Genomic DNA, 22,355 nt, shown 5'->3' on the forward strand with positions numbered 1-22,355 from the left:
CAACTGGCCCGCCATCCCCACCCCGTTCCCTGGCAGCGCACTATCACCGCAATATCGTCCTATGCGCGCGCGGTGCGCATGGGGCATGCAGCAGGCAGGATGCCGACATGCCCGCCGGACGGGTGCCATATCTGCACCGGACGTGGCGGCCCTGCGCGACCGCGCTGGGCATGCCGGACATCGGGCATCCAGTCCGCATCGGCCTGTACCGGGAGTTTCGTCATGAGCCTGCTTTCATTGCTGTTGTATTGCGTGGTGGTTACCTTCACGCCGGGGCCCACCAACATCGTCATCCTGTCCATTGCCCAGGGCGAGGGCACACGCCGGGCGCTGATGTTTTCCGCCGGGGCCGCGGTTGCCTTTGCCCTGATGCTGGCGGCATCCGCCGCGCTGAACAGCCTGCTGGCCGAACTGCTGCCGTCCGCCCAGCCAGTGCTGCAACTGGTGGGCGGCGCGTACATGCTGTACCTTGCGTGGAAGGTGTACGGCATGAACGTTGGGCCGAACGTGGGACCAGACGTGGGGGATGCCCCGGCTGGCGGCACGGACGGCGGCACGGTCTCCGACGGCGGACCCGTCCCGCGTTCCGACCGGGCGCTGTTCGTCACCGGGTTCCTGATGCAGTTCGTGAACCCCAAGGTGGTCATGTTCACCCTGACGGTGATGCCCAGCTTCGTAACGCTGGCGCAGGGTTCGCGGGGGGGCGTGGCCGCCGGGGTGGCGGCGGTGTCGGTGATCGGCTGGGCGGCCTTTGCCGCGTGGGTGGGGTTTGGCGCCCTGCTGCGCCGGTTTCTGTCGGCGTACCGGCGGGTGGTCAACGTATTGATGGCCCTGTTTCTGGTGTACTGCGCGGTGGCCATGTCCGGCGTGCAGCAGGTGCTGGCGCGGTAGCGGCGCGAGATTTCGGCGACTGGTGCGGTGAGCGGATGGGACGCGTGAGAACGGAAGGCAACGATCACCCCGGCGATGACGGCAGAGGCCGCCCCGCCCTTTCCGGCGAGCGGTTCGTGTACCGCCGCGCGGCGGGGGTGACGGTGCTGTCCGCCACCATGACCCGCTTTGCCTACAAGCGGCATGCCCACGAGGAATACGCGCTGGGCGTGACGCAGCGGGGCATCCAGCAGTACCGGCTGAACGGCGCGCAACTGGCCTCGCACCGCAGCGGGGTGATGCTGTTTTCTCCGGAGCAGGCCCACGACGGCAACGCGGGCGACAGCAGCGGCATCGACTACGTGATGGTCTACGTGCCGCCCGCCCTGTTTGCCGAGGCCACCGGACGGCCGGAGGTGGTGCGCTTCGATGCGCCCATCGTGTACGACGCGCGGCTGGCGGCGGTGGTGCTGCGGCTGGCGCACGGCGCGCTGCTGGGCCGCGACGAGGCCCTGACCTCGGAACGGCTGCTGCTGGCGGCGGGGCTGGCCACCAGCATGGCCGGGGGGCACGGGACGAAACGGCAGCCGCCCCCGGTGCCGCGGCACGGCGGAGCGGTGCGGCGGGCCATGGAAATGATCCGCGAGGGCATGGGCGCAACGCTGCGGCTGGAGGACCTGTGCCGCGAGGCGGGGCTGTCCAAGTTCCATTTCATCCGGCTGTTCCGCGACGAAACGGGCATGACGCCCTACCAGTACTTCCTGAACTGCAAGGTGGAACACGCCCGTCACCTGCTGGAGGCCGGGGCGGACACCTACGACGCCATGCTGGAATGCGGGTTCTACGACCTGTCGCACCTGAACCGGCACTTCAAGGCCATGTTCGGCACCACGGCCACGGAATACCGGCGGTTGTGGCTGCGCGCGGGCGGCGAGGCGGCCATACCCGGCGGACAGGAGGCGGGGCGCGCCTTCGTCCCCGAGCCGTGACGGCAGCATGAAAAAGGGCAGGCCCCAGTCCTGCCCCAGTCCTGCCCCTGTCCTGTCTTGTCCGTTCGGACAGACGGGGAACTACTCTTTGGTTCCCTTGTCCTTCTTGTCGCTCTTCCCGGACTTGTCCTTTCCGTCCTTCTCGGACTTGTCGGACTTGGACTTCTTCTCCGGCTTGGCGTCCTTGCCGGGCTTGTCCTTCCTTTTGTCCCCGTCGCGCTTCTCGTCCTTGTGGTCCTTGGCCTTGGCGGGGGCCTTTGCGGGCTTCTCAGCCTTCTTCAGGGCCATGTCGAGGTCGATGTCGCCCACTTCTTCCACGTCGGCGCAGCCAAGGGGAGCCAGGTGGTCGCGACCGGGCAGGTTGGCCACTTCTTCGCAGGCGGCCACGGTTTCATCGTCGGGGATGCGCCAGGAAATTTCGATCATGAACTTGCCGCGTCCGTCGCGGACCTTGGCTTCCACGTCCACGTCCACGGCTTCGGGCGGGCTGAGCACCAGCGTCTCGTCGCCCTTCTGGACCTTCAGACAGCGTTCCTTCAGCCCCTCGGCCAGCGCCTCTACGACGCCCGCCGCGTCCGCGCAGAGCAGCCGGGTACTCAGGGATATCTTCTGCTTTTCCATGGGGCACCTCCGTGGTGCGGTTTGTCGTGCGTATCGACTATGCGGCGGGCATGACCACCCGTCAAGGTAGGGAAAACGTGGGAGCGGGGGCGTGTTGCGGGAAGCTTGGGGCGGTGGGGCCGACGGGTTCCAGTGGCGTGGGCTTCACCCACAATTGAAAAGTTTTGGGGGGAGCCTCAGCCGTTATGTGAGTCTTCGAGCATTACGGATGAGGACAGCAACGCGGGGTCCGGGGAGGGAGACCTTTTCACGCTTTGCGGACGCCATCCGTAAGGTTCGCGCTACGCGCTCACCTAACGGCTGCCGCAAAGGGTCCCCTCCCCGGAAGTCTCTCTCAAAAATCCTTAGTGCCCCGTGATATTGTATTTCTTCAGCTTGTACTGCAGCAGGCTCTTGGAGATGGCGAGCAATTCTGCGGCTTTCACCTGCACGAAGTCGGCGCGGACCAGGGCGCGGCGGATGAGGGCGGCTTCGATGCGTTCCAGGGTGTCGGCCAGGTCCAGTTGCACGGGCAGCAGGTCCACGGCGCTTTTCAGCTGGGATTCCTCGTCGCGCAGTTCAGGGGGCAGGTCATCCACGCGGATGGTATCGCCGGAGACGAGCACGAGGCAGCGTTCCACCACGTTCTGGAGCTGGCGGATGTTGCCGGGCCATTCGTAGCCGGTCATGTAGTCCAGGGCTTCGGGCGTGAACGTCTTGGGGGTGACGCCGTTCTCGCGGGCCAGCTTGTCCACGAAGTGGGCCACCAGCAGGGGAATGTCCTCTCGGCGTTCGCGCAGGGGCGGCAGGGCGATATGCACCACGTTCAGGCGGTAGAACAGGTCTTCGCGGAAGTTGCCCTTTTCCACCTCTTCCTGAAGGTTCTTGTTGGTGGCCGCCACGATGCGGATGTCCACCTCTACCTCTTCGGTGCCGCCCACGCGTTCGAAGCGGCGTTCCTGCAGCACGCGCAGCAGCTTTACCTGCAATTCCGGGGTCAGCTCGCCGATTTCATCCAGAAACAGGGTGCCCCCGCCCGCCTGCTCGAAGCGGCCACGGCGCATGGCCACGGCCCCGGTGAACGAGCCCTTTTCGTGGCCGAACAGTTCGCTTTCCAGCACGCCGGGGTTCAGCGCCATGCAGTTGACGGAGACGAACGGCCCCTTGTTGCGGGGCGACGAAAAGTGGATGGCCCGCGCCACCAGTTCCTTGCCGGTGCCCGATTCGCCGGAGATCAGCACCGTGGAGCGGCTGGGCGCGGCGCGGTCGACCATGCCCAGTGTTTCGCGGATGGCCCTGCTTTTGCCGATGATCTGGTGCATGCCGTAGCGTTCTTCCAGATTTTCGCGCAGCACGCGGTACTGGCGGTGCATGCGCGAAAGTTCCGCCGCGTTGTGCACGGACAGCAGCAGTTCGTCGTTGGAGAAGGGCTTGGTGATGTAGTCGAAGGCCCCGTACTTCATGACCTCGACCGCGCTTTCGATGGAGCCGAAGGCGGTCATGATCAGCACGGGGATGTGCGGCCAGTTCTTCTTGACCTGTTCCAGCACCTCGCGCCCGGTGATCTTCGGCATCTTCATGTCGGTGACGATGACGTCGACCTCCGACTCCTCGAGAAAGGCCAGGCCGGTCTCCGGGTCGTTGAGCGCGGTGACGGTGTAGCCCGCGTCGGTCAGCAGGGCCTCGAGCACGAGCAGGTAGTTCTTCTCGTCGTCGAGCACGAGCAGATGCGTCTTTTCGTTCATGATGGATCCGGTTGCGGTGTGCTGGCGCCGGGCGTGCGGGCACGGCGGAGCCAGTGAGGTTCAAGGGACAGAAATAGGGCCGGAAGGCCGCGCGCGCAACCCGTGCGCGGGGCTTTGGCGCGCGTGAACCGGGCGGGACGTGCAAAAAAGACCGGGCGAAGGCCTGCAATGCGCTGATGGGGCGGATGTCCGCGCATTGTCACCCGTTGCCGCGCATTGCTGCCCCTGTCATCCGTCGTCGTCGGTCGTCGCCAGTTGAGGTTGCCGCCGGTTGCGGCGGTCGCCGCGCCGGGCGGCCTGCCGCAAGGCCGGGACTATCCGGCGCGCAAGGGCAGGCGCACGTACACCACGGCCCCGCCTTCCGGCGCGTTGTCGATGCGCAGGCTGCCGCCATGGCTGGTGATGATGGAGTTCACGATGGGCAGCCCAAGGCCGGTGCCGTCATCCTTGGTAGTGAAGAACGGGTCCAGCAGCCGTTCGCGGTTGGCCGGGTCGAAGCCGGGGCCGCTGTCGCGGAAGGCCAGTTCCACGGTGTCGCCGTCGCGGCGGCTGGTGACGGTGACCGTACCGGGGCCGTCCATGGCTTGCAAGGCGTTGACCATGATGTTGTAGAAGGCGCGGTACAGAAGGTCGCCGTCGCCGGAAACGGCGATGCCCGGCTCCGTCTCGCGGGCCACGGCGACCTCGCGGCGGGCCAGTTCGCCTTCCAGAAAGCCCAGCACGCGGTCAAGCACGGCATCGGCCTCCACCGGGTCCTGCCGGGGCTGGCGGGGCCGGGCGTAGTCCAGAAAGTCGTTGACCGTCTGGCTGAGCCGCTTGGCCTCGTCGTAGATGGCTTCAAGGATGCGCGCGGTGACCGGGTCCGAACTGCTGGGGCGCTTCAGCAGCAGTTCCGCGCTGGAGCGGATGATGCCGAGCGGGTTGCGGATTTCGTGGGCGATGCTGGCCACCACGCGGCCCATGCCCGCCAGCTTTTCGTGCTGGTGCAGTTCGCGCTCAAGTCGCTGCTTTTCCTGCATGCGTTCGGCCATTACCCGTTCGGCGCGGCGGATGAACACCAGCAGCATGCCGAACAGCACCAGCGACGAGAGGCTGGCCGTGCCGATGATCAACCACTGGAAGGCGATGATGGACCGGGTGTCGTTGGTGATGTCCTGGGTCATCTCCAGCACGCCCATGATGGGACCGTCGTCGTCATCGTCGATGCGGCCCAGGCGGTTTTCCACGCGCAGGGGATAGGTGGTGCGCAGGATGAAGCTGCCCGGCTCCAGCCGGGGGGTGAACAGGGCCCGCCAGAACGAGACGCCCGCGTCAACGGTGTAGCTGGGGTCTTCGTCGCGCAGGGCCACGGCGACCTCCGGCCCGGCCAGGTCGGTGCGGCCAAGGTCCGCCCGGTCGGTGGAATACGACACGATCTTGCCGTGGTCGTAGATGCGCACCCGCGAAACCTGCAACCCGTGCACCACCGACTGCACCAGTTGATCCAGCCGTTCGTACTGCACCGGCTGACGCAGGGCGATGCGCCCGAAGCCCACCAGGGTGGGCAGGGTGAAGCGCCGGTAGATCTGGTGGTTCAGGTTTTCGGCCAGCAGCGAGGCGAATTCCTGCTGCTTGCGGAACATGGTGTTGCGCGCCGAATCGGTGATGACCACCGACATCACGATGCTGGTGGCCAGAATGAGCACCAGCGACACCCACGACAGGAAGCGGGCGAAGCCGAAGGGCAGCCCCCCCGGCAGTTCGAAACGGCGCGGCACCGGCTAGAACTCCTGCGACTGTTCGGCCCGGCCAAGGAAGGCGGCAAGGTCCGCCTCTTCCGCCGGGTAGCCGGGCGCGCCCAGGCGGGCGTTGGCAAGGCGCTTGCCAAGCTCCACGGCGGGTTGGTCCAGCGGATTGATGTTCATGAGCCAGCCAGTGAACAGGGTGGTCAGCTCCAGCAGGCCCATCAGTCGACCCGCCGCGGCTTCCCCCGTGTCGCCCATGCGCAGTTCCACAAGGGGCGTGCCCTGCTTGGCAAGGGCCATGCGGGTGCCCAAACCCTCGGCGTCCAGCAGTTCGCCAAAGCGGCGGCCCTTCAGGAAGGCCCACTTGTCCGGCAGGTCCGCCGGGAAGGGGCGGCCCTGCGGCAGACCCGGGCAGGTCAGGAACAGGCAGCCCTTGTCGCGCGGGCCGTCCAGAAACATCTGCTGCAGCGAGTGCTGGTCGGTCACGCCCACGGCGGGCAGAGGCATGGTGCCTTTGCCTTCCTTGCCCAGGCTTTCGGCCCACAACTGGGCGAACCACGGGCCGAAGGGAGCCCACAGCGGCACGTAGCAGAAGAAGATGAGTTGCGAATAGTCGGCTTCGGCCAGGGCCATGTTCCACTGGGCCAGCCGCCACGCGGGGTGGCCGGACAGGGCGGCGGCGGGGTCCGCCACAAGGGCGGCTCCGGCCGCCTGCGCGCCGTCCAGCAGGGCGCGCCAGTTCAGGCCCATGAACGCGGCGGGCACGAGGCCCACGGCGGAGAGCACGGAATAGCGGCCGCCCAGATGGTCGGGCACGGGCAGCGAGGGCAGGCCCGCGGACTGCGCTTCCTGCCGCAGGAAGCCCGCCGTTTCGTCGGTGACCACCAGCATGTGCTCGCGCCAGGCGTTGCCCAGCGTTGCACGCAGCCACTCCTTGGCCAGGAAATACTGCGCCAGCGTTTCGATGGTGCCGCCCGACTTGCTGACGGCCACCACGAGGGTCTGCTCCGGCGGCAGGCTGGCGAACCATGCCTCCATGGTGCCCGCGTCCACGTTGTCGGCTATCCACAGCCACGGGCCGTCATGGCCGGGCCGGTCCTGCTGCGGAAAGAACGCCCGTTGCAGCGCCCGCGCGCCCAGCGCGGAACCGCCGATGCCCAGCAGCACCATGTGACGGTAGCGGGAAAGGGTGGGCTGCAACGCGGCAAGGCCCGTTTCCAGCGCCTCGCGGTAGGGCATGTCGATGAACGGCAGGCGTCCGGCGGCCAGTTCCACCTTCAGGCGGTGGGCCAGTTCGGCCTTGTGCAGGTCGTGCCGGGCGGCGGCGTCGGGCGTCAGGCGGCCCAGCGGCGCGGCGGGCCAGGCGTTGGTCCAGTCGAGGCGGTGGGGCTGGGGCATGGTCATGCTCCTTGCGGGCCGGAGAAAAGGCCCATGGCGTGCGTGCCGGTGATGCGCGGCGTGGCCGCGCGGGGCGCGACATGAAATGTGGGGGGACCTTGCCGTCGCGCGGGCAGGGCCAGCGAAGCGGCGGCATGCCCCGGTCGGTCGCGTGCGCGAACCGCGCGGGACATGCCGCCGTCATAGCGTACTTTTCAGCGAAGGGCGAGGCCGGTGCGGCAACGCGGGATGTTATCCAAAAAGAACCTTGGCGACCTTATCCAAGGCAATCATCAGCGTGTCGTCGGACACCGCGTACGAGAAGCGCAGGCAGGCATCGTCGCCAAAGGCCGCGCCCGGCACCAGCGCCACGTTGGCCTGCTCCATGATGTGCGTGCACAGGCTGGCCGAGTCGGGCAGGGCCGGGGTGAACAGGGCGCTCATGTCCGCGAACAGGTAGAACGCGCCGTCGGGCTTGGGGCAGACCACGCCCGGCCACGACGAAACCACCCCGTGGGCCAGGTCGCGCCGACGGCGGAAGGCCTTCTTCATCTCTTCCACCGCGTCGTAGGAGCCGGTAAGGGCGGTCAGCGCCGCCTTCTGGGCCACGGAGCAGATGTTCGAGGTGGACTGGCCCTGGATCTTGGTCATGGCCTTGATCAGGTCGGGGTGCCCAAGGGCGTAACCCACGCGCCAGCCGGTCATGGCAAAGGTCTTGGCCAGACCGTTGACCACGGCCACGTTCTCGGGGTGGCGCTGCCACCAGTCGCACACGCTGACGGCTTCCGCCGGTTCGTACACCAGCCGGTCGTAGATTTCGTCCGACACCACGAACAGGTCGCGGGCGATGGCCCACCCCATGATGGCGTCGGTTTCCGCGCGGCTGTAGCAGGCGCCCGTGGGGTTGGAGGGCGAATTCAGCAGCAGCACGCGGGTTTTGGGGGTGACGGCGCGGTCCAGTTCTTCCGGCGTGACCTTGAAGCCGCGTTCCGCCGGGGACGCCACCGGCACGGGCACGCCGCCCGCCAGTTCCACCAGCGCGGGGTAGCTCACCCAATAGGGGGCGGGCACCAGCACTTCGTCGCCGGGGTTGAGCAGGCACTGGAAAAGATTATACAATGCCTGCTTGCCGCCGTTGGTGACCACCGTGGCTTCCATGGGGGCTTCCACCCCGTAGAAGCGCGCGAAGTAGCCGCACACCGCCTGGCGCAGTTCGGGAATGCCCGGCACCTGCGTGTAGCGGGTGAAGCCTTCGTCGATGGCGGTCTTGGCCGCCTCGCGCACGTGTTCCGGGGTGGGGAAGTCGGGCTCGCCCACGGCAAGGCTGACCACCTGCACGCCCTTGGCCTTGAGCTCCAGCGCCTTGGCGTTGACGGCCAGGGTGGCCGAGGGCTTGATGCGGGTGAGACGGTCGGAGATTCTCATTACGGTGCGTCCTGTTCGCGTGGTATGGTGTGCGCTGCCGCCTGCGTGCCGCGTGCTGCGCAGGGCACGAAAGCACGTGTGGCACGGCGGGCGCGCATGAGAACATCGTGCGGCAGGGCGGCTTTTGGGGCGCTCCTGCTCTCGGCGGCTGGTTACCAGCTTACGGGGCGACTGTAAATTGTGGAAACATCAAAACATACCGGCAGGATGCGCGGGCAGCGGGCCGTGCCGTGGCGCACGGTGCGCACCATGCGCCAACCTGCCGTAAGGAAAGACGATGTCGGGCGACGGAAAGCTTCATGAAAAAGGAAACGCCGCAGGCGCGCAGGCTGGGGGAATGGCCGCGCCGGGTGGTGTGGACGGTGAAGGGGCACGGATGACCTGGGCCACAAGTGAAGTGGGGGCAACATGACGGACGGTTTGCCGATCATGGGCACGACGGGCTACGGCGCGCCGCTGCTTCCCTTTCCGCTTGGCTGCATCGTGGGCCGCTTTGTGCGGCGGGTAAAGCGGTTCAGCGTGGAACTGGAAGTGGATGGCGCGCCCCTGTGGGTGCACAGCAACAATTCCGGGTCCATGCTGGGGCTGATGCGCCCCGGCGCGGCGGTGCTGGCATCCCCCGCTGCCAACCCCGACCGCAAGCTGAAATACACCCAGGAACTGGTGCGCTGCGACGGCGACGGCCCGCGCGGCTTCTGGGTGGGGGTGAACACCTCCGTCCCCAACCGTCTGCTGGAAGCGGCCTTCCACGCCGGGCGGCTGCCGTGGGCCGCCGGGTACACCTCCCTGCGTCGCGAGGCCAAACGCGGCGAAAGCAGGCTGGACGCCCGGCTGGACGGCCCCGGCCTGCCCACCCTGTGGGTGGAGTGCAAGAACGTGACGCTGGTGGAAGACGACGTGGCCGCCTTTCCCGATGCCGCCACAGAGCGCGGGGCCAAGCACCTGCGCGAGATGATGGACATTGTGGCGCGCGGGGAACGCGCCGCCGGGTTCTACCTTATCCAGCGGCCCGACGGCCACTGCTTCGGCCCGGCGGACTACATCGACCCGGCCTATGCCGCACTGTTCCACGAGGCCCGCGCGGCGGGCGTCGAAATTCACCCCCACCGCGCCCTTGTGGGCATGGCGGGGGTGGACATCGGGTGCGAGATGGCGGTGGTGGGTTGTTAAGATGCCCAATTGGGAAGGGCTTCATAATACAGAAGCTCTTCTCTGGTAAGAGGATCAAATATTTCTGCTATTAGGTAGCGAAGGGCTCTCCCTTCCGGGGAGTTTGTGATATCCGTTTGAGGGACATCTAGGCGGTGAAGGTGACGGGCGACAGATGGTTTAGTGTGTACGTGTGTTTTTTCCAAAGTGAATTTAATTAAGTCAGAGTATTTCGCAAAAGACTTCCCATTTAGATATCCATTTAGCATCTCATCTATCGTTTGATGTCGTGATGCATAATTCTTTTCTTTCCCTGTGGCACGACAGATTATAGAAAATATCACTGCGATCAGCAGGGGGTCTGCATCTTGGCAGTGTGAAGGGAGGCTCTCTATAGCTGTTTTAAGCCGCTTATCGCTAAAATCTCTTGGGTTCCACTTGTCCAAAGCGTCAAACCATAGCTGTCTTCGAGCTTTGATTTTTGCTAGGAGAGGTGGGATGATATGATCTTCGTAAAAAGGAATATTTGAAGTAGGGATTGTTAGTTCGTCGTAGCAAACTAATTTTGGACTTCCGAATGTCTCACCATCTCTGACCATGCACTTGAGGACTAACGTTTTTTTGTCACGAGAGGCTTGAAATGCGTCTTCATCAAATATAAAGGCATTGTCTCTGTGTCTGCGGATGACGTCCCTAAAATTTTGCGGAATGTTCCCGGATATTTTGAATTCAGACAGAATCCACAGTAGTGGGATGTTCTCTCTTTCATAGTGAATGCAGCGCTGGGATATTTCCGTTTGGAATGTGTTGGAAAGCTGAAACTCTATGACAAATGGTTTGCATTGATCCCATTCGACGTATAAATCTGGATATCGCCCGTATTCGTTATCTGCCGGTGGAAGATACTCTGCAATTTTGTGAGTTATATACCGTTTGTCGAGTTGTACGACGCTGGCAAGTAGCTTGCACATTTGGGAATGTTCAAAGGATTCTTGTTGGCCATTGTATTGGTTGGCACGAATTCTATTTGGGTCTTCTGTAGGCCCGTGATACCATATGCAATTTTTGTCTCCGCCTCGGTAATGTGAATAGAGGGGGTGTCTTGTGTCGCCGTGTATACTAGTTTTTATGAAAACTCTGCTGTCACAGGCGCAGCAGCGTGCTGTATACCCCGTTTTCCCGTTATTGTGATCGGTAATCCTGTCGCGCAGAAAACCCCAGCGTTCTTCCGGCATGCCCATCAATTCTCTAATGGATATATCACCTATTCCGTTAGAAAAAGTTGCACACAGAATAGTTCGTTGTGGTGTTGCTAAGCTTCTCGCCTCGGCCACAGAGATTACCCTCCGTTGATGCCTGTGCCTTTTCCAAGCCTCTCCAGCGCGGCCTGCTTGCGGGCCTCCCACACCTTCATGCCCACGCGGCGGCCAAGGTCGGACTGGCGGGCGCGCAGCAATGCCTCTGCCGCCTCGCGTTCGCCCTGCTGGTTGAGCATGGCGACCGATTCCAGGTCGCGCAGGTACTTTTCGCATTCGGCAATGATGCCGGAAAGGTCGATGGCCGAAAGTTCTTCCGGCACGCGGACCGATTTGACCTTGCGGGGCATGGCGTTCTCCGTGGGGCGCCAGTGGGCGCGGGCGCAGTGGACAGACAAGCGGAACCGTGCGGATGGCAGGGCGGCAGGCATCACGCGTCAGGTGCGGATGCGACCGGGCCGATGACAGCCCCGCGCGGCGCTTGCCGAAGGCTTGCCGGAACGTGCGCGCCAAGTGGCCGATACACGTTCCGTCGTGCGGTCAGTAATACAGATGGTATCCGGAACGTCAACGGTCTATCGGGGCTGGATTTCCGGTTTTTTTAGAAGGCGTCTCCCACTGCGGGCCAAAAGTGCGGGCGGAGGTGGGCCGTGCGTCCCCTTTTTGTCCCACCCGTGGCATTGTCGGTCCCCCGCTTTCGTCGCCTGTCCGGGCTGGCCGCGCGCCCTTTCTGCGGTTGCTGCGCCTTGACGGGCCGCGCCCAGCCGCGTATGGGGCCTGTTCCGCCATGCCCGGCGAAAATCCGGGGCAGGCCCGTTGTCGCCTGTCGCCGCCCGTAACTGCCCGTTCGTTGATGACGCGGGCAGGGCGTCCGCATCCCCATATTCCTTTGTCACATTCTGTCCGGCCATCGGCCCTGCGTCCTGATCGGAGCAGGTTCGGAGCAAGCCCGGAGCAGGCCCGCGCCCGGCCCGGCGTCCGGTGTGCGACTGGCCCGGCATGGCCGCCGCACCGCGCACATCCGCCCTGTTTTCCCGCCGTTCCTTGACGCACGGCCCGTGCTGTGGAACATGCGGCGGAGAACACGACCTTTTTCCGCAAGGAGCATATATAATGACCAAGACCGAACATCGCTGCGGCTGGGTTGCCCTGCTGGGCCCGCCCAACGCGGGCAAGTCCACGCTGCTCAACTCCGCGCTGGGCCACAAGGTGGCCATCGTCACCCCGCGCGCCCAGACCACCCGCAACCAGATCGTGGGCATCCTGTCCGAGCCGGACGCGCAGGTCATCTTCATGGATACCCCCGGCATCCACCAGCAGCGCGGCCGCATGAACAAGATCCTGTTGCAGACGGCGTGGCAGTCCATGCACAGCGCCGACGTGATCCTGGTCATGCTGGACGCGGACCTGTACATCAAGAAGCCGGACTTTCTGGAAAACGACGTGAAGCCGCTGATGGACGCCGTGGCCGCCGAAGAGCGCCCGGTCATCGTGGCCGTGAACAAGGTGGATCTGTTCCGCGACAAGTCCAAGATGCTGCCCCTGTTCATAGAGTTGCAGAAGCTGTGGCCCAAGGCAGAGGTGTTCCCCGTCTCGGCCCTGACGCGCGACGGCCTGCCCGAACTGGTCAAGCTGCTGAAGTCCAAGCTGCCCGTGGCGCCTGCCATGTACCCGGAAGACCAGCTTTCCACCCTGCCGGTGCGCTTCATGGCGGCGGAAATCGTGCGCGAAAAGCTGTTCCTGGCCCTGCGTCAGGAACTGCCCTATTCCGTGGCCGTGGAAATCGAGAAGTGGGAAGAAGAGGAAGGGCGCGACCTCGTCACCATTCACGCGGTGATCTACGTGGGCCGCCCGTCGCACAAGTCCATGGTCATCGGCAAGGCCGGGGCCACCATCAAGGACCTTGGCACCAAGGCCCGCGTGGATATCCAGACCCTGCTCGAAAAGAAGGTGCACCTTGAACTGTGGGTCAAGGTGCGCGAAGGTTGGACCGAGGACGTGGGCTTTCTGCGTTCGCTGGGTCTGGCCGATGAATAGCGACGCATGACCGGCAGGCAGGCGCCGCATGGCTCCTGCCATGTTCTGTCCTGTCCTGTTCTGTCCTGTCGCCGGTAGCCCTTTTCGCGCCGTCCGTCCGCCGTGTGTCGTGCGGCGGGCGGCGCTTACGCTTTTTGCCATCCGGGATGATGTCATGTCTCACGAGAATGCAGCCGTTTCCGCCTTTTTGCCGCCCGAAGCCGCACAGACCCTGCTGGACCGTTGGGCCGCCGTGCGCGCCCGCGTGGACGGCGCCGCCCGCGCCGCCGGGCGCGACCCCGCCGGGGTAACCCTGGTGGCCGTGTCCAAATACCACCCTGCCGCGTCCGTGGCCGCGCTGGCCGCCGCCGGGCAGCGTGATTTTGGTGAGAATTATGTGCAGGAAGCACTACGGAAACAGGCCGAAGTTGCCGATATGACGGGCATGGGTCCGGATGCGGCCCCGCGCTGGCACTTCATCGGCCACCTGCAAAGCAACAAGGCCAAGGACGTGGTGGGGCGTTTTGCGCTTATCCACACCGTGGATTCGGAAAGCGTGGCCCGCAAGCTGGACCAGCGCCTGTCCACCATGCCCGCGCAGGGGGCCGGGGGCGTTGCGCCCGTGCAGGACATTTTGTTGCAGGTGAACATCGGCGACGAGGAGCAGAAATCCGGGGTGGACCCGGACGACCTGCCCGCCCTGGCGGAAGCGGTGCTGGCCCTGCCGCGCCTGCGCCTGCTGGGGCTGATGTGCATGCCGCCCATTTTCGACGACGGCGAGGTCTCGCGTCCGTACTTTGCCCGGCTGCGCGAACTGCGCGATGCGCTGTCCGCCCGCGTGGGCCTGGCCCTGCCGCATCTTTCCATGGGCATGTCGCACGACGTGGAAGTGGCCGTGGCCGAAGGGGCCACCATCGTGCGGGTGGGGACGGATATCTTTGGCCCGCGTCCTCCGAAGTCGTAGGGGGCAACCGGACAGCGGGTATTCTTGCATGCCTCCGGTGGGCAGGCCCCCTGCCCATCGACTAGTCCGATAACCGCCCGAAACGCCCGGCACACGCGGGGCACGCACCAACCGCCCGCGCACGCAGCAGGGGTACCGCATGGATCTGGCAACCGTACTCGGCATCCTCATCTCGTTCGGGCTCATCGGCACGGCGCTGGCTATGGGCGGTAACCCACTGTTCTTCGTGGATCCGGCGGCCATGCTCATCGTGCTGGGCGGCACCCTGGGGGCCGCGCTGGTGCATTATCCGCTGCCCGTGGCCCTGCGCGTGCTGTCCATCACCCGCAAGGCCTTCGCCACCCGGCTGCACCGCATCGACCTGGTCATCGACCAATTCATGGAATTTGCCCACCGCGCCCGACGCGAGGGCCTGCTGTCGCTGGAACCCGCCGTGCGCAACCTGGACGACCCCTTTCTGCGCAAGGGATTGCAACTGACCATCGACGGACTGGAGCCCGACGCCATCCGCGAGATCATGGAAAGCGAGATCGCCGCGCTGGAGACGCGCCACTCCATGGGAGTGGACATCTTCAACGCGCTGGCCGCGTACGCCCCGGCGCTGGGGCTGGTGGGCACGCTCATCGGCCTGGTGCAGATGCTGCGCGCCATGAACGATCCTTCGTCCATCGGCCCGGCCATGGCGGTGGCGCTCATCACCACCTTCTACGGGGTGGTGCTGGCCAACCTGATATTCCTGCCCCTGGCGGGCAAGCTGCGTCACCGCAGCAAGGAAGAGGTGCAGCTGATGGAGATGCAGCTGGAAGGCATCCTGGCCATTGCCCGGGGCGAGAACCCGCGCATCATCCTGGAAAAGCTGACCTGCTATCAGCCCCCGCGCGAGCGCAGGGCCAGCTAGGTTCCTTACCCCGGAGCATGGACCATGGCGCGCGACAGGCGGAAACCGCAGCCCACGGGCAACACCCAGCCGCCGTGGCTCATCACGTATTCCGACCTGATGACCCTGCTGCTGACCTTTTTCGTGCTGCTGGTGGCCATTTCGGTCATCGACGAGCGCCGCCGGGTCATGGCCGTGGGGTCGGTGGCGGGCAGCTTCGGGCAGGAGCAGGGCACCGCCAGCCTGCGCGAACCGGCGGACGGCCGCCCCGTGCCGGGCATCGTCCCCCTTGGCGACGCCCCCCCGCATGGCCGCGACCTGACCCCCCTGCGCGACATGCTGTGGGAAGATGCCGAGCGCGACATCAACTATCAGGAAAACGGCTACATCCAGATTTTCTCCATCAACGACGAGGTGCTGTTCCGCGCGGGCTCGACGGAACTCAGCGAGCGCGGCGCGGCCCTGCTGGCGCGCGTGGCCCCGGTGCTGCGCGGGGTGGAACACCCGGTGCTGATCGCCGGGCACGCTGCGTCCGCCCGCGACGAAGAGGGCATCCTGTTCCGGCTGCGCGGCGACGACAAGTCGCTGCCTTCGCCGTGGCGGCTCTCGCTGGGTCGGGCCACGGCGGTGTACCGCAAGCTGGCCGACCTTGGCGTGCCGCGTGGCCGCATGCTCATGGAAGCCCACGGCGACACGCGCCCCCGTTTCGACAACCTGACCCCCGACGGGCGGCGCGCCAACCGTCGCGTGGACATCGTGCTCGACAGGCGCAATGCCGAATGGGCGCGGCGCATGGAATCGTTGAAGGAGGGCGCCCCGGTGCGCGAAACCTTCCAGTACAAGGGGTTCCGGTTCGATTTCGCCCTGCCCGGCGGCACGGGATCCGGCATCGGTCCCGATTCCGGCGGCGGTTCCGGCTCTGGCGCCGGTCAGGGTGCCGATCTGGGAGCCGGACAGGGTGCCGGTCAAGGTACTGATCTGGGCGCCAACCAGATTCCCGAGCAGGGCGGGGGAGGAAACTGAAATGTTCGACATCCCGCCTTCCCCCGCGCCTTCCCACACGCACGGCCCCGCGCGCCGTTCGCGCCGTGCACCGGCGGACGACAAGCCACGTCAGCCGTGGCTGCTGACCTATTCCGACCTGGTCACCCTGCTGCTGACCTTTTTCGTGCTGCTGCTGTCCATGTCGTCCATGAACCGGGTGACCCTGTCGCGCATCGGCAGCCATTTCGGAGAGGCGGGCGAACAGGCTGCAGGCGTCACCGGCACGGTGCCGGAGCGCATCCGCCTGCTGGAACCGCTGCTGGCGAGGCCCGCGCAGGTGTACGCCCACCAGCGCGAGATCAAGGAACTGCTGTTCCCCGGCGCCGAGTTGCCCCCCGGCATCGACCGAAGTACACTGGACAAGAACCTGCGGATACTGGAACATCCGGAGGGGGTCGTGCTGGCCCTGTCCGACGACCTGCTGTTCGCCCCCGGTCAGTGGCAGCTGCGCGAGGCATCGCGCCCCCTGCTGGGCATGCTGGCCGAGGTGCTGGAATACGTTATCGCCGATGTGGCCATTGCCGGGCACAGCGACCCGCGCACCGAAGGCGTGTCCGCATTGGAGCAGGCCTCCGGAACGGGGGGCGGGGCTGGAATCGTAACGGGCAACGCCATCGGGTACGAACTGGCTGGCCGGAGGGCGTTGACGGTTTTGGAATATTTCGTGCAAAGAAAACTTGACCCGGCCCGGTTTTCCGTCGCGGGGTATGGCCCTGACCGGCCATCCCTTGAGGACCGGCCATCCCTTGCGGGGCAGCCTCCCGCGCCCGTTGATGCGGGTGTGCCGGGCATGCCGGGTGTGCCGAGTATGTCGGACCAGGCTGGCGACGGCCAGAGGGCCGATGGCGGCACGGGCGCGGGTGCGGGTTCCGGCGATCCCGACCGCAACCGCCGGGTGGAAATTCTGGTAAAGACCACGCCGAGACTCGGCGGATACTAGCAGGGACCGCAGTGCGCGGCCCGGCGGAGGGCCTGGCCCGCCCGCCCAGTCCCGAGATGTCCAGCCGTCCCAAGGAGCGAATACCGTGGCCGAAGAAGCCGCACCCCCAAAGAAGAAATCCGGCAAGCTGAAGTGGGTCATTCTCATCCTGTTGCTGCTGTTGCTGGCTGGCGGCGGCGGTGGCGGGGCGTACTGGTGGTTCGTCATGCGGCCCGCCGCGCAGAATGCCGAGGGTGCGCCCGAACCGGCCAAGGCCGAGGGCAAGGCCGATGCCAAGGGCGGCGAGGTGTCTCCCCGCAACGCCAAGGTGGCCAAGCTGCCGACCTTCCTGGTGAACCTGGCAGACCCCACGGGCCGCCGCTACCTCAAGCTGACCATGGAGGTCGAGGTGGGTTCCGACGCCACGGTCAAGGAACTGGATGCCCAGTCGGCCAAGGTGCGCGATGCGGTCATTCTGCTGCTGTCCAGCAAGTCGTACGCGGACCTCGCGCCCATCGAAAGCAAGTTGCAGCTCAAGAACGAGGTGGCCGAACGCCTGAACCAGATTCTGGGCGGCCCCAAGGTGCTGCGGGTGTACATAACCGAAATGGTCATCCAGTAGGCGCGAATCGCGCAAAAGGAATACCCATGAGTGACGGCAAGGATGTCGATCAGGATCTGCTGGCGGCCCAGTGGGCTGCCGCCCTTGGCGGAGAGGACGACGAGGGTGACGAGGGCGGCGGTGAAAAGGCCGCGCCCGCTGCCGCCGCCGGTGGCGGCGAGGACGACGCCCGCCTGGCCGAGGAATGGGCCAAGGCCCTGGCCAGCGAAGAGCAGACCCAGCTGAAGAAGGAAAAGGAACAGGGCTTCTTCGCCTCTGCCGCGCGCGAGGCCAAGTTCAAGGATTTGACGGAAGAGGCCAAGTCGCCCCGGCCCGACAGCGGGCGGCGCGAACTGGACTTCATCCTGGACATTCCGCTGGACGTATCGGCGGAACTGGGCCGTACCCGCCTGCTGATCAACGAACTGCTCCAGTTGGGGCAGGGTTCGGTCATCGAACTGAACAAGCTGGCCGGCGAACCGCTGGAAGTGTACGTCAACGGCAAGCTGGTGGCGCGCGGCGAGGCCGTGGTCATCAACGAAAAGTTCGGCGTGCGCCTGACCGACATCATCAGCCCCATCGAACGGGTGAAGCAGCTTGCTTAACGCCACCGAATCCGCAGTGAACGCCACCCTCACCGGTCCCGCCGCCAACGTCATCACCGACATGGCCGCCCAGGCTCCGGCCCAGGCGGAGGGCGCCGTGCGCGCCGCCATTTCCGCCAACGCCACCATGGGCGACGCCGCCCAGGCCCTGCCCCATGCCGCGGGACAGGTGGCGGCCAGTGCCGCCGACGCGGTGAACGCCACCATGGCCCATGCCAACGCCACCGTGGGGCTGGGCGCGTCCGACGGCCTTGCTGCCGCCGCCGTGCCCGCCTTTTCGTGGAGCGGGTACATCCAGGCCGTGGGCGTGCTGTTCCTGCTAGTGGGGCTGCTGTGGCTGGCCCTGTGGGCCGTGCGCCGCCACGGCGGGCTGTTCCGCGCCGTGCCCGGCGCGGGCGGCTTTTCGCGCGACGACCTGCGCCTGGAGGCGCAGTTGCCCGTTGGCCCGCGCAAGGGGCTTATGGTGGTACGCTTCTTGAACAAGCGATTGCTGCTGGGCGTCACCGACCAGCAGATAACGCTACTCACGGAGCAGGACCTTGACCAAGAGCACGGCAGCGACGACGCAACTTCCGATGCCGGAAGCACCCCGAACCAGCCCGGCGGGCGCGGTTCCGGCGGCTTTTCCTCGGTGCTGGGGCGTGCCCTCGGCAAGGGGCGCGCATCTTCCTGAAACTGACGCAACCGTCGTCAGTTGCGCCCCGGCATCTGTCCGCCGGGGCGTCACCGGCCTGACGGCGAACCCCGTTCAGGCCACCGCGCCCGAAAGCATCCGGCAGGACACCACCCGGCAGGACAACGCCAGTCTGGCAGCCGTTCGCCCCCTTTCCCCGGCCCCCTGCGACCTGTCCGTGGGCCACACGATGCTGCCCGGCAGTCCCCTGCTTCCCGGCGCCACCCGTCCCGCCTCCGCCTGCCGTCTGCTTTCCCTGGCCCTAGCGCTGCTGCTGCCCCTGTCGCTTCTGTCGCTGCTGGGTGGCAGCCCGGCCCATGCCGCGCAGGACCTGGTCATGCCCACCATGCAGCTTACCCTTGGCGCGGGCCAGACCGAGCCGGAAAAGGTCTCGCTGCTGCTCGAAATCCTGTTCATGCTCACGGTGCTTTCGCTGGCCCCGGCCATCATGCTTACCGTGACCAGCTTCACCCGCATCATCATCGTGTTCCACTTCGCCCGCCAGGCGCTGGGGGTGCAGCAGCTGCCGCCCTCGCAGGTGCTGGCCAGCCTTGCCATTTTCATGACGGTGGTGATCATGATGCCCGTGGGCAAGCAGATCAACGACACCGCCCTGCAACCCTACCTCGAGGAGCGCATCGGCTTCACCGAGGCGCTGGACAAGGCCCAGGCCCCGCTGCGCTCGTTCATGTTCAAGCACACCCGCGAGAAGGACCTGTCGATCTTCTACGCCATCACCAAGATGGAGCAGCCGCGCACCAAGGAAGAGGTGCCCACGGTGATGCTGGCCGCCGCCTACGTCATCAGCGAACTGAAGACCGGGTTCACCATCGGCTTCCTGATCTACATTCCGTTCCTGGTGCTGGACATGGTGGTGTCCAGCATCCTGCTGGCCATGGGCATGATGATGCTGCCGCCCATGATGGTTTCCATGCCCTTCAAGCTGTTGCTCTTCGTCATGGTGGACGGGTGGGCGCTGCTGGTGGGGTCGTTGGTCAACAGTTTCGCGGTCTGAAGAGGTACATCGCATGACGCCGGAAATGGTCATTGCCTTCGCGCGCCAGTCCATCGAAATCGCCCTGCTCATCTCCCTGCCCATGCTGGGCGTGGGGCTGGTGGTGGGCGTTGTGGTCAGCATCATCCAGGCCGCCACGCAGATTCAGGAAATGACGCTGTCGTTCATTCCCAAGATCGTCTCCATCTTTCTTGCGCTGCTCATCTCGTTTCCGTGGATCATGGACAAGATGATCACCTACACGCGAGAGGTGTTCCTGAGCATTCCCAACTACATCAGGTAGCTTGGCCCCGCGCCGCCTCTCCCTGTCTGACTTGTTCGGACGGTCCGGCCTGTTCGGGCGCTCCGCCGGACGGCAGTCGCGGCGCAACGAAAAGGCTCCCGCCCTTCCGATTGGAGGGGCGGGAGCCTTTGCATGACGGTACAGGGGGTGATGCGCGCGGTGACGCGCGAAGGCTACCCCTTGTGGCGGCGCGCGGCGAAGCACCCCACCAGAATGGCCCCGGCCTGGGCCACGTTCAGCGAATCGAAGTCGCGGGCCATGGGGATGGACAGGGTGAAGTGGCAACGCTTGGCCACGTTGGGCCGGATGCCGCTGTCCTCGTTGCCCAGCACCAGCACGGCGGGGGTGCGCAACGGTTCGGTGAACGGGTTGCGCGGGCCGCTGCCCGGCTTGCCGTCCGCGTCCGGCGCGGCGCCGCCAGCGGCATATATGGTGTAGCCAGCTTCGTCCGCTTCATCCAGGGCGCGGGCCAGGTTGGTGACCTTGGCAACGGGCAGCTTTTCCAGCGCGCCAGCGGCGGCGCGGGCGGCGGCCCCGCCCAGGGCGGCCCCGCCGTGGCGCACCACCACCAGACCCGCCGCGCCCAGCGCGTACAGGGTGCGGGCCAGGGTGCCCACGTTGCCGGGGTCCTGCACCTGGTCCAGGGCCACGATGAGCGGCAGCGGGGCGTCGGGGGCGTCGCGCAGGATGTCGCCGAATTCGGCGAACCCGGCGTCGAACACCCGCGCGATGACACCCTGATGTGAAGAGTGCGAGGCCTGGGGGGCGCGTCCGGTCCGTGCCGCGTGGTTGTCGTCAGTGGCGGCGTCAGTGGCGGCGTCGTCGGTGGCGCGCGCCGCGCCGCGGCCTTCCAGAATGTCCCAGGCCTCGTCGTCATCGGCGAAAAGGTCGTCGGCGGCCTGATTCCCGACCATGTCCGGTTCGGTCGTGTCCGGTTCGGCCATGCTGCTGGCAGACTGCGCGATGGCCTTGCCCGACGCGAACAGCCGGTCCAGGGCGTGCGCCTCGGCGAAGATGAAGCGTACCCGCGCCTCGCGGCACAGTTCCACGATGCGGTCCACCTCGCGCCCGCGCTTGCCCTTGCGGATAAGCACCGTCTCCACGCGGCTGGGGTCCGATTCCAGCAGTTCCAGCACCGGTTTCACGCCGGGCAGGATGGAGCACGGGGATTCGGGGACATCGGGCAGGATGTCGCGGACGTCATGTCGGGATTCAGGGCGCGCGCCGGGGCGGGCATCGGATCGGGCGTCGCGCCGTCCGTCGGCGGGTTTGCCCCGGTGTGGCGGGTGGCCGGGCCGTTCCGGCCTGCCGTTCCGGTCGTCACGGCTTCCGCCGGGGCGGGAATCCCGCCGCTCGCCGGGCTTGCCCGCGTGGCCGCGCGGGGCATCGCCTCGTCCGTCCTCGCGTTTGCCCTCGCGTTTGTCGGTCCGGCCCGTGGGGGGGCCATCCTGGCGGTTACGGTTGGCGGAACGGGAACGGTTGTCACGCGTATCGTCGCTACGGGCATCGCGCGGCGCGTCGTCGCGCACGTCGGTGCCCCAAAGGGGGTGCTTCTTGGACATGTGTCGCTTTCGCCCGGAAGGGCGCGGGTAGACGGGTTGCGTTGGATGGGCGGCATGAGGTAGGGTCGGGATGCCGCATACACCGCAGGTACCCTTGAACGTGCTTCCACGCAAGGGGCCACGGTGCCGAACCCGCCGGGCCGACAGGCGCCGGGGCCAGCCGGAACGCGGCAGATGACCCGACGCACGCTCCTTCTCGCGGCCTTCTTCCGCCGCTCCCTACACATCCGGAACATTCATGCAGCGAACCAGACTCCTGTCCTCCGCCCTGCGCGCGCGTCGTGCCATCCGGCACGTGCTGGTGCTGTTGGCGCTGGCGTTGTTGGCCGCCGGCTGCGCGCCCAAGAAGAATATCCCCCCCGTCCAGCCCGCAGAGGCTTGTCCGGTGCCGCCCACCGCCACCGCCCCCGCCGCCGAACCCGAAGAGGTGGTGGAACTGCCCATCCCGCCCGCCGACGACGGCGTGCCCATTACCCCCCAGGAATGGGCGGCCCTCAACTCCACCGGCGAGCTGGACAAGGACCTCACCCCGGAAGCCCGGCGTGACGTCGAACTGCACTTCAAGTACTTCACCCACCGCGCGCGGGGCACCTTCGAACGCTACCTGAAACGTTCGCAGAACTACCTGCCGCATATCCGCGAAGTGTTCCGGCAGCAGGGC

22 protein-coding genes (1 of these 22 cut by a window edge) are annotated in these 22,355 nt (G+C 66.1%); 14 read left to right on the forward strand and 8 right to left on the reverse strand.

Annotated elements, in window-relative coordinates; all coding sequences use genetic code 11:
• The first annotated feature begins 222 nt into the window (after window positions 1–222).
• Window positions 223–891 carry a LysE family translocator gene (locus DESTE_RS11600; RefSeq protein WP_035067794.1) on the forward strand — a complete coding sequence of 223 codons (669 nt, stop codon included), beginning with the start codon at window positions 223–225 and terminating at the stop codon, window positions 889–891.
• Window positions 892–935: 44 nt separating this feature from the next.
• A complete protein-coding gene (locus DESTE_RS11605; RefSeq protein ID WP_245590830.1) occupies window positions 936–1,859 on the forward strand; it encodes an AraC family transcriptional regulator in 924 nt (307 codons plus the stop codon).
• A gap of 81 nt (window positions 1,860–1,940) precedes the next feature.
• On the opposite strand, the gene DESTE_RS11610 is transcribed toward DESTE_RS11605, so the two are convergent.
• From DESTE_RS11610 to DESTE_RS11630, 5 genes are all read right to left on the reverse strand, one after another.
• Window positions 1,941–2,480: an amphi-Trp domain-containing protein gene (locus DESTE_RS11610; RefSeq protein ID WP_035067796.1), complete on the reverse strand. Its 540-nt coding sequence runs from the start codon at window positions 2,478–2,480 to the stop codon at window positions 1,941–1,943.
• Between the two features lie 344 nt (window positions 2,481–2,824).
• A complete protein-coding gene (locus DESTE_RS11615; protein WP_035067797.1) occupies window positions 2,825–4,204 on the reverse strand; it encodes a sigma-54-dependent transcriptional regulator in 1,380 nt (459 codons plus the stop codon).
• A 314-nt stretch (window positions 4,205–4,518) separates the two neighbouring features.
• Window positions 4,519–5,961 (reverse strand): sensor histidine kinase, encoded by a 1,443-nt coding sequence (locus DESTE_RS11620; RefSeq protein ID WP_051384435.1) that lies wholly within the window; start codon window positions 5,959–5,961, stop codon window positions 4,519–4,521.
• A 3-nt stretch (window positions 5,962–5,964) separates the two neighbouring features.
• A complete protein-coding gene (locus DESTE_RS11625; RefSeq protein ID WP_035067798.1) occupies window positions 5,965–7,326 on the reverse strand; it encodes a hypothetical protein in 1,362 nt (453 codons plus the stop codon).
• 231 nt (window positions 7,327–7,557) lie between these two features.
• On the reverse strand, window positions 7,558–8,730 hold the full coding sequence (locus DESTE_RS11630) for a pyridoxal phosphate-dependent aminotransferase (RefSeq protein WP_035067801.1): 1,173 nt from the start codon (window positions 8,728–8,730) through the stop codon (window positions 7,558–7,560).
• A 408-nt stretch (window positions 8,731–9,138) separates the two neighbouring features.
• On the opposite strand from DESTE_RS11630, the gene sfsA reads away from it, so the two are divergent.
• Window positions 9,139–9,900 carry a DNA/RNA nuclease SfsA gene (sfsA, locus tag DESTE_RS11635; protein ID WP_198015355.1) on the forward strand — a complete coding sequence of 254 codons (762 nt, stop codon included), beginning with the start codon at window positions 9,139–9,141 and terminating at the stop codon, window positions 9,898–9,900.
• On the opposite strand, the gene DESTE_RS18005 is transcribed toward sfsA, so the two are convergent.
• Together DESTE_RS18005 and DESTE_RS11640 are read right to left on the reverse strand one after the other, a co-directional pair.
• The gene (locus tag DESTE_RS18005) at window positions 9,897–11,213 is read right to left on the reverse strand and encodes a competence protein CoiA family protein (protein WP_156925335.1); all 1,317 of its coding nucleotides are present in this window, start codon (window positions 11,211–11,213) and stop codon (window positions 9,897–9,899) included. The genes sfsA and DESTE_RS18005 overlap by 4 nt on opposite strands.
• 5 nt (window positions 11,214–11,218) lie before the next feature.
• Window positions 11,219–11,485, reverse strand: a complete 267-nt coding sequence (locus tag DESTE_RS11640) for a hypothetical protein (RefSeq protein ID WP_035067803.1) — start codon at window positions 11,483–11,485, stop codon at window positions 11,219–11,221.
• A gap of 763 nt (window positions 11,486–12,248) precedes the next feature.
• On the opposite strand from DESTE_RS11640, the gene era reads away from it, so the two are divergent.
• The 10 genes from era to fliQ all read left to right on the forward strand — a co-directional run bounded on the left by era (window position 12,249) and on the right by fliQ (window position 20,132).
• Complete coding sequence (gene era / locus DESTE_RS11645) at window positions 12,249–13,172, forward strand: GTPase Era (RefSeq protein ID WP_035067804.1); 924 nt, start codon at window positions 12,249–12,251, stop codon at window positions 13,170–13,172.
• Between the two features lie 154 nt (window positions 13,173–13,326).
• Window positions 13,327–14,115, forward strand: coding sequence for a YggS family pyridoxal phosphate-dependent enzyme (locus DESTE_RS11650; protein WP_051384436.1), 789 nt, complete (start codon window positions 13,327–13,329; stop codon window positions 14,113–14,115).
• Window positions 14,116–14,254: 139 nt separating this feature from the next.
• Entirely contained in the window at window positions 14,255–15,013 is a 759-nt protein-coding gene (locus DESTE_RS11655) for a motility protein A (protein WP_035067806.1), read from the forward strand.
• A 24-nt stretch (window positions 15,014–15,037) separates the two neighbouring features.
• The gene (locus tag DESTE_RS11660; protein WP_245590831.1) at window positions 15,038–16,015 is read left to right on the forward strand and encodes an OmpA/MotB family protein; all 978 of its coding nucleotides are present in this window, start codon (window positions 15,038–15,040) and stop codon (window positions 16,013–16,015) included.
• Window position 16,016: 1 nt separating this feature from the next.
• Window positions 16,017–16,976 carry an OmpA/MotB family protein gene (locus DESTE_RS11665; RefSeq protein ID WP_051384437.1) on the forward strand — a complete coding sequence of 320 codons (960 nt, stop codon included), beginning with the start codon at window positions 16,017–16,019 and terminating at the stop codon, window positions 16,974–16,976.
• An 85-nt stretch (window positions 16,977–17,061) separates the two neighbouring features.
• A complete protein-coding gene (locus tag DESTE_RS11670; RefSeq protein ID WP_035067808.1) occupies window positions 17,062–17,577 on the forward strand; it encodes a flagellar basal body-associated FliL family protein in 516 nt (171 codons plus the stop codon).
• Window positions 17,578–17,603: 26 nt separating this feature from the next.
• On the forward strand, window positions 17,604–18,161 hold the full coding sequence (gene fliN / locus DESTE_RS11675) for a flagellar motor switch protein FliN (protein ID WP_035067809.1): 558 nt from the start codon (window positions 17,604–17,606) through the stop codon (window positions 18,159–18,161).
• Window positions 18,154–18,834, forward strand: a complete 681-nt coding sequence (gene fliO, locus DESTE_RS11680; protein WP_281172055.1) for a flagellar biosynthetic protein FliO — start codon at window positions 18,154–18,156, stop codon at window positions 18,832–18,834. Before fliN ends, fliO begins: the two co-directional genes overlap by 8 nt.
• A 337-nt stretch (window positions 18,835–19,171) precedes the next feature.
• On the forward strand, window positions 19,172–19,849 hold the full coding sequence (fliP, locus tag DESTE_RS11685) for a flagellar type III secretion system pore protein FliP (protein WP_156925446.1): 678 nt from the start codon (window positions 19,172–19,174) through the stop codon (window positions 19,847–19,849).
• A gap of 13 nt (window positions 19,850–19,862) precedes the next feature.
• Window positions 19,863–20,132, forward strand: coding sequence for a flagellar biosynthesis protein FliQ (fliQ, locus tag DESTE_RS11690; RefSeq protein ID WP_035067811.1), 270 nt, complete (start codon window positions 19,863–19,865; stop codon window positions 20,130–20,132).
• A 173-nt stretch (window positions 20,133–20,305) separates the two neighbouring features.
• Here the strand turns inward: fliQ and DESTE_RS18690 are convergent, their stop codons facing one another.
• Window positions 20,306–21,694 (reverse strand): TrmH family RNA methyltransferase, encoded by a 1,389-nt coding sequence (locus tag DESTE_RS18690; protein ID WP_051384438.1) that lies wholly within the window; start codon window positions 21,692–21,694, stop codon window positions 20,306–20,308.
• A 238-nt stretch (window positions 21,695–21,932) separates the two neighbouring features.
• On the opposite strand from DESTE_RS18690, the gene DESTE_RS11700 reads away from it, so the two are divergent.
• Window positions 21,933–22,355 carry the 5' end (the start) of a LysM peptidoglycan-binding domain-containing protein gene (locus DESTE_RS11700; RefSeq protein ID WP_035067812.1) on the forward strand. It continues 1,428 nt past the right edge of the window, so only the first 423 of its 1,851 coding nucleotides appear in the window; its start codon is at window positions 21,933–21,935; its stop codon lies beyond the right edge, outside the window.

Origin of the sequence: Nitratidesulfovibrio termitidis HI1 (assembly GCF_000504305.1) — a bacterium.
Lineage (GTDB): Bacteria > Desulfobacterota > Desulfovibrionia > Desulfovibrionales > Desulfovibrionaceae > Cupidesulfovibrio > Cupidesulfovibrio termitidis.